4 protein-coding genes and 1 pseudogene are annotated in these 6,565 nt (G+C 42.6%); 3 read left to right on the plus strand and 2 right to left on the minus strand.

Annotation, left to right across the window (positions count from 1 at the left end):
• From PLH26_RS18900 to PLH26_RS18910, 3 genes and pseudogenes are all read left to right on the plus strand, one after another.
• A pseudogene (locus PLH26_RS18900) lies at nt 1-224 on the plus strand (class I SAM-dependent RNA methyltransferase); the annotation flags it as partial.
• A 141-nt stretch (nt 225-365) separates the two neighbouring features.
• Complete coding sequence (locus PLH26_RS18905; RefSeq protein WP_324587582.1) at nt 366-2,033, plus strand: RNA-binding domain-containing protein; 1,668 nt, start codon at nt 366-368, stop codon at nt 2,031-2,033.
• Nucleotides 2,034-2,446: 413 nt separating this feature from the next.
• Nucleotides 2,447-5,050 (plus strand): family 20 glycosylhydrolase, encoded by a 2,604-nt coding sequence (locus PLH26_RS18910; protein WP_324587583.1) that lies wholly within the window; start codon nt 2,447-2,449, stop codon nt 5,048-5,050.
• Between the two features lie 11 nt (nt 5,051-5,061).
• On the opposite strand, the gene PLH26_RS18915 is transcribed toward PLH26_RS18910, so the two are convergent.
• Together PLH26_RS18915 and PLH26_RS18920 are read right to left on the minus strand one after the other, a co-directional pair.
• The gene (locus tag PLH26_RS18915) at nt 5,062-5,820 is read right to left on the minus strand and encodes a DUF5995 family protein (protein WP_324587584.1); all 759 of its coding nucleotides are present in this window, start codon (nt 5,818-5,820) and stop codon (nt 5,062-5,064) included.
• Between the two features lie 80 nt (nt 5,821-5,900).
• A partial coding sequence (locus PLH26_RS18920; protein WP_324587585.1) for a serine hydrolase occupies nt 5,901-6,565 on the minus strand: 665 nt, incomplete at its 5' end.

Raw genomic sequence — 6,565 nt, forward strand, 5'->3', positions numbered from 1 at the left:
TGGGACAAGTGCAGGAGCTGGAAGCAACTTATAAACGCATCGGCGATTTTATGAAACAGCGCTGCAGAGGCTATTACGGCTATGTATTTACAGGCAACCTGGAACTGGCTAAAAAAACAGGGTTAAAAGCCAGTCGCCGTATAGAATTTTATACCAGTACCATTGATTGCCGGCTGCTTGAATATGAATTGTATGCCGGAAGCAGGAAAGAGAAGGAAGGGTAGATAAAACGATTGCCTCAACAACATTGAGCTAACAATTGCTTATTTTGCAATCAATCAAATGGTTAATAAATTAATGAACTTTTCAGAGCCGTTTAAAATATCACCAATATCTAGCTTTTGTAAAAAAATATTTGAAGTGAAATGACAGGACAGGAATTAAAGATAAAGTTGCGCCAATTACAAAATTTGGAAGCAGAAGATGAGATTGTAGAATTTAAGGAGGCGAAGACAGGATATGATTCGGCTAAACTTGGAAAATATTTTTCTGCTTTAAGCAATGAGGCAAATTTGATGAAAAAGGAAGGTGCCTGGTTGGTTTTTGGAATTGAAAACAAAGAGCATAAAGTTGTTGGTACCAAATACAGGGAAAACAGGGCTGATTTAGACAAACTAAAAAAAGAACTAGCGGACAAGACTTCTAACCATATCACTTTTCTCGAAATTTACGAATTGAACTTTCCGGAAGGGCGTGTGGTTTTATTTCAAATACCACCGGCGCCAAAGGGTATGCCAGTTTCATACGAAGGCCATTTTTATGGACGTGACGGCGAAAGTCTGGTACCCCTTAACCTGGAGGAAATTGAAAGAATCAGAGTTCAGAGTATCAGTTTTGACTGGTCTGCACATATAATCCCGACTGCTACTATTGACGATCTTGATGAAGAAGCGGTTAAAAAAGCAAGGGTTGAGTTTATTAAGAGAAATCCGAAATACCGGGAGGAAGAACCTCATTGGGAAAATAGCAGATTTTTAGACAAAGCAAAACTGACAATAAAGGGCAAAGTTACAAGAACTGCATTGATCCTTTTGGGAAAAGAAGAAGCCGAACATTTCCTGGGGTCTTTCGTGAAAATCAGATGGAATCTGAGAACGGTAAAAAACGAGGACAAAGATTTTGAAATTTTTTCTATTCCCTTTATTCTTACTGTTGATGAGGTTTATAAGAAAATCCGAAATTTAAAATACCGATATTTAAGAGACAATACGCTTTTCCCCGACGAGGTAATGAGGTACGATCCCTTTAATATCAGAGAGCCGCTCAACAATGCCATTGCACATCAGGATTATTCAAAAGGTTCAAGAATTAACGTAGTGGAATTTGAAGATGATCATTTAGTTTTCTCTAACTATGGAGCCTTTCTTCCAAAATCGGTAGAAGAAGTAGTATTAAATGATTCACCCGAAGAAATTTATCGCAATCCGTTTTTGGTGGAAGCCATGAAAAATCTTGATATGATAGAAACGCAGGGAGGTGGTATACGGAAGATATTCAACTTTCAGCGGCAACGTTTTTTTCCTTTGCCTGATTACGATCTTTCGGAGGGGAAGGTGAAAGTAACAATTTCAGGTAAGATACTGGATGAGGATTTTGCCAGGATTTTAATTCAGAATCCTAAACTTTCTCTTGAAGAAATTATTCTGTTGGACAAAGTTCAAAAGAAAAAACTGGTCGGTGATGCTGAATTTAGATACTTAAAAAAACTTGGATTCATTGAGGGGCGACGGAAAAACTGCTATCTCTCTTTTAATGTAGTTCAGCCTATAGACGATGATGAACTAAAGGCTCAATATATAAGAAACCGGAGTTTTGATGATGATCATTTCAGGGATATGATAATGGATTACCTCAAAAAGTATAAAACAGCAACAAGAAAATCTATTGAGATTTTGCTTTTTGATAAGCTTTCTGACGCTTTAAGTGAAGATCAGAAAAAAAAGAAGGTTGCAAACTTATTACTTTCATTGAGGCAAAAGGGAAGGATAATATTTGATAATCAAAAAGAATGGAAATTGACGGAAATACTTTGAAACATTAGGCAGCTTTTTAGATAAATTTTAGTCGGATTTTAGTCGGATTTTAGTCGGATTTTAGTCGGGATATTTAAGTAAGTTATTGATGGTCAAATAGTTATAATCCATTCTTTTCTTATTATAATTAGTCGCAAACATGCACCAAGCCGTTTTATGGATATTTTTGAAGAGTGCCGTCAGACTTTCAAAGCAAAACACCAAAACAAAAAACAAGCTTACAGGATGGGTATTTCTGAACCGGTATCTGCAATTGTTAATGGATATACTCCTTGAGGCATGTATTTTCTCAACTGCCATACCGGAACCGGCCAGGTTACGCACAAATAGTCCTTTTATCATTAGTATAATTCCACAGTAAGTATCTCCTGTACATATATATTATAGCCCAACTCATCTGTAACATGAAATATTTGAAACTGTCATTTTTGCTGCTTGCAGCATTTACCGCTTTTATATCCTGCAATCAACCGGAGCCGAAAACACAAACCAATGATATTGCTTCTATTGGCATGAAATGGAAACTGGTAAGCAATTTTACCGACTCCGGCTATACTGCACGAATAAGCCTGGTCAATAAAAAAGAACAACAGCTTACCGATAAAAACTGGGCAGTTTTCTTTTCTATCGCTCCCAGTCCCCTGCTTCAACCCGAACAGCCCCAACCTGCAAGGCTTGAGCACATCAATGGTGATTGGTATAAATTATCTCCCAATGCAGGTTTTTCACTGCCTGCAGGCGATTCCATTGATATCATCTATAAAGCCGCGGAGGGCAGAATAAAGGAAACCGACCAGCCACTGGGCATTTATATTGTTTTTTATGACGGAGATGGAAAAGAAGAACGCATTGCCAAAATAGAGGATTATACCCTTGTTCCGTTTACACGGAAAGAACAATTATTGCGTGGCGCAGCCGACCAGGAAGCGCCGGCATCTGCAGCCAAAGCCTACCGCGAGAACGCCGGCTTATCGGTACTGAAGCCGGATCAGCTTTTGCCCATCATTCCCACACCTGCACATTTTTCACAGGGCAAGGGCAGTTTTTCGCTGGAAGGCAAAGCTATTCATTACGCTTCTTCGCTGAAAAACGAAGCAGATATATTATCAGCGAGGCTAAAAGAAATCACAGGTAAGGACTTTGCTGTAAGTGAGGGAACCGCAGATAATGAAAGCATTTATTTATCGGTTGATCCTTCAGCCGTTAAAGAGAAAAAGAAAGAGGCCTACCAGTTAAGCATAAGCGAAAACGGAGTTGCCATTACAGGAGCTGATGCGGCAGGCGTGTTTTATGGCATTCAAAGCCTGCTGGCACTTATACCCCCTCCCGTTTATCTCAATAAAAATGAGCAGGCTGCAGTTCCTTTTGTAACCATTGACGATGCCCCGCGATTCGGCTTCCGCAGCGTGCACCTTGATGTGAGCCGTAATTTTCAGGAAAAAGAAACCGTTTTCAGGGTGCTGGATGTGATGGCGCAATACAAATTGAATCATTTCCTGCTGTACACTTCCGAAGATGAAGGCTGGCGGGTTGAAATTCCCGGACTACCCGAATTAACTGAAGTAGGCGCACAACGTTCGCACGTAAGCAGTATGGATGCGCCTGCATTACATCCCGCTTATGGTTCGGGTCCCTTTGCTTACGATAAAGGCCATTACGGCAGCGGTTTTTACACGCGTAAAGATTTTATTGAAATACTGAAGTACGCCAAAAAACGTCATATAAAAGTTATACCTGAACTGAATTTCCCGGGGCATGCCCGTGCTGCCATTAAATCAATGGAAGCCCGCTACCAGCGCCTGATGAAGGAAGGAAAGGAAGCCGAAGCGAATGAGTACCGTTTGATTGACCCGGCCGACAAATCGGTATACCTGTCGGCCCAGATGTATAAAGACAATGTGGTGAATGTAGCCCGTGAATCAACCTATCGCTTTTTTGAAAAAGTGGTAGATGAATTTTCAAAGATGTATGAAGAAGCAGGTTTAAAACTGGATGTATTTCATGCCGGCGGGGATGAGGTAGCCGAGGGCGCATGGACACAGTCGCCTGAAGCATTGGAACTGTTGCGCCAACACCCGGAGATCAAAGATCCCAAAAACCTTCAAACCTATTTCTTCCGTGAACTTTTAAAACGGATGGAAAAAAGAAATTTAGAAGTGCATGGCTGGGAAGAAGTGGCCCTGACAAAAGATGCCTCCGGGAAATATATTCCCAATCCGGAGTTTGCAAACAAAAAAGTAGTGCCCTATACCTGGAACAATCTTTTTGATTATCCCGATCTTGCTTATCAATTAGCCAATGCAGGTTATAATGTAGTGCTCTGCAATGTATCCAACTTTTATTTTGACCTTGCCTATAATAATGATCCTAAAGAACCGGGGTTATACTGGGCAGGGTTCATTGATACCAAAAATGCCTGGGCCTTTGCTCCCTTTAACATGTTCAACACCACCCTCAAAGGATCCATGGGCAATGAGCTGCATTGGGATGAACCGGCTGCTAAATTGCAAAACCTGAAACCGGAGGCCCGGAAAAATATTATTGGCGTTGAAGCCCAGCTCTGGAGTGAAACGATAAAAGGAAGAGAGATGCTGGAATATTATATGCTCCCCAAATTAATAGGCTTTTCGGAAAGCGCATGGTCGCCCGAAAGAAAATGGGAAACACAACCCAACCGCGGGCAAAGGATCAAAAGCATGGAAACGGGGTGGAATCAATTTGCCAATACCATCGCCCAAAAAGAGTTTGTCAGGCTGGCCCATACCAACGGCGGTTACGCTTACCGGGTACCTCCTGCCGGGGTGATCATCGAAAACGGGCAGGCAAAAGCCAATGTAGCGCTTCCCGGTGTAAGTATTCATTATACCACCAACGGATCGGAACCTACTTTGCAATCGGCGATATACAATGGACCCGTCCCGGCAATGGGCACTTTAAAATTTAAAACTTTCGATGCGTCAGGAAAATCCGGCAGAACTGTTGTACAGGAAGGTGCACAGGGACCAAAACTGAATTGAAGCCCTATTTCCTATTTTAAAAGGCTGATGATTTTACCAACATCTCTTTCCTCTGACCAGCGCACTATTTTTAACAGCGAAGCAGCCCATATACCGGGATCGATAATTCTATTGGCTATGGCGGTAACCCCATTATCCAGGCCGGTGATATAATTTTTTTCTGCGGGACCCTCTGTCATGGCCATTGCCGCAGCGCTTGCCCAGGCCGTTTGCCTTGCTTTTAAAATACTGAAATTGATCACCGCTTTGTGCCTGTCATTGGAAATCCGGGTAAGCAATTTCATCGGCCACCATATTTTTTCAAGCCTGATCTGCAGGTCATTTGCAGCGGTTGCGATAATATCATTGATACGGTCGTAATCAGTCTGCATTTTAAAAATATCCTGACCCGGGGCTGTTTCGGCTGCTGCAATGCTCAGATCAAGATTAATATGGGTATTGATGCCCAACACGAGGTGCTGTACTACAGTAAGGTCGTTCTTTTTACAGGCATCAAAAGCCGTTTGCCACGATAAGCTGCAGGGGCTTGCATTCCGGTAGCAATGCCATGCACTGATATACCGCTTAGCAAAAATCACGTCGAGTCTTTCCATCCGGGGGCAGTCCTCGAAAATATTATCGGAGATCCCTTTGCGCACCGCCTCTGTCATCTGCCGGTACAGCACGGCAAAATACGCTTCCCTGCTGCCTTCTCTCTCACATTGTGCAATGATTTTGTCCAGCTCAAGTAAAACCCCGTTGATATTGGAAACATTTAACGCAGGTGTCATGGAAAAAGGTTGATGGATGAATACAATGTTCAGGAGTTGATCTCCATAAAGATATTGTTTTTGCGGAAAACTATATTTTCTTACTCTTTCTTCACCTGGCTGATATCCAAATACTGTATCAGCGCGGGATATTCGGGCGTGAGTGTAAAATAAACTTCAATATCTGCTTTTTCACCCTCCAGTATAAAGCTCCCGCGCAATTGATTTTCAGCAACCAGCTCAGCAACACGAATGATCTTTCCTGCTTTTTTAAACATGTCCTGTGCCTGCTTTTTTCGAACAGCTAATGAATGATCGGAAAAAAAATTAACGGCGAAAATTTTACTTTCTTCAGCGTTGGTCCAGTCGGGCAGCAATTTCACGAGTTCATTTTTTCGTTGTTGCAGCACAGGTGAAACAGGCAACAGCCGCGGAGCTAACCCGCCGCCGGAGATCAATGTATCCAGCACGGCCCAGTTCACCGCGCTCATGCGTGCATAGGTAAGATTGCCATAAACAACCACGCCTATACCATACTCGGGCATGATCACCCACTGGCTTCCAAATCCGGGCAGCCCGCCGGTATGACCAACAAACGCTCTTCCCTTACAATCCCTGCTGATCCGCAATCCATAGCCATAGCTGTTTACCATGGCACAGCCACGCCCATCGGGGTAAGTAAACTGATCATCTAAATTATTAAACCGCCAGGCCTGCTGCATTTCCCGAACGGAACTTCGTTTAACCGGGCCCGTTTCCTTATCAT

This window comes from Agriterribacter sp. (assembly GCF_035444585.1).
GTDB lineage: Bacteria > Bacteroidota > Bacteroidia > Chitinophagales > Chitinophagaceae > Agriterribacter.

Excerpts from the sequence above, each read along its gene's own strand:
- PLH26_RS18905 (WP_324587582.1), top strand. The coding sequence starts at position 366 with ATGACAGGACAGGAATTAAAGATAAAGTTGCGCCAATTACAAAATTTG.
- PLH26_RS18915 (WP_324587584.1), bottom strand. The coding sequence starts at position 5,820 with ATGACACCTGCGTTAAATGTTTCCAATATCAACGGGGTTTTACTTGAG.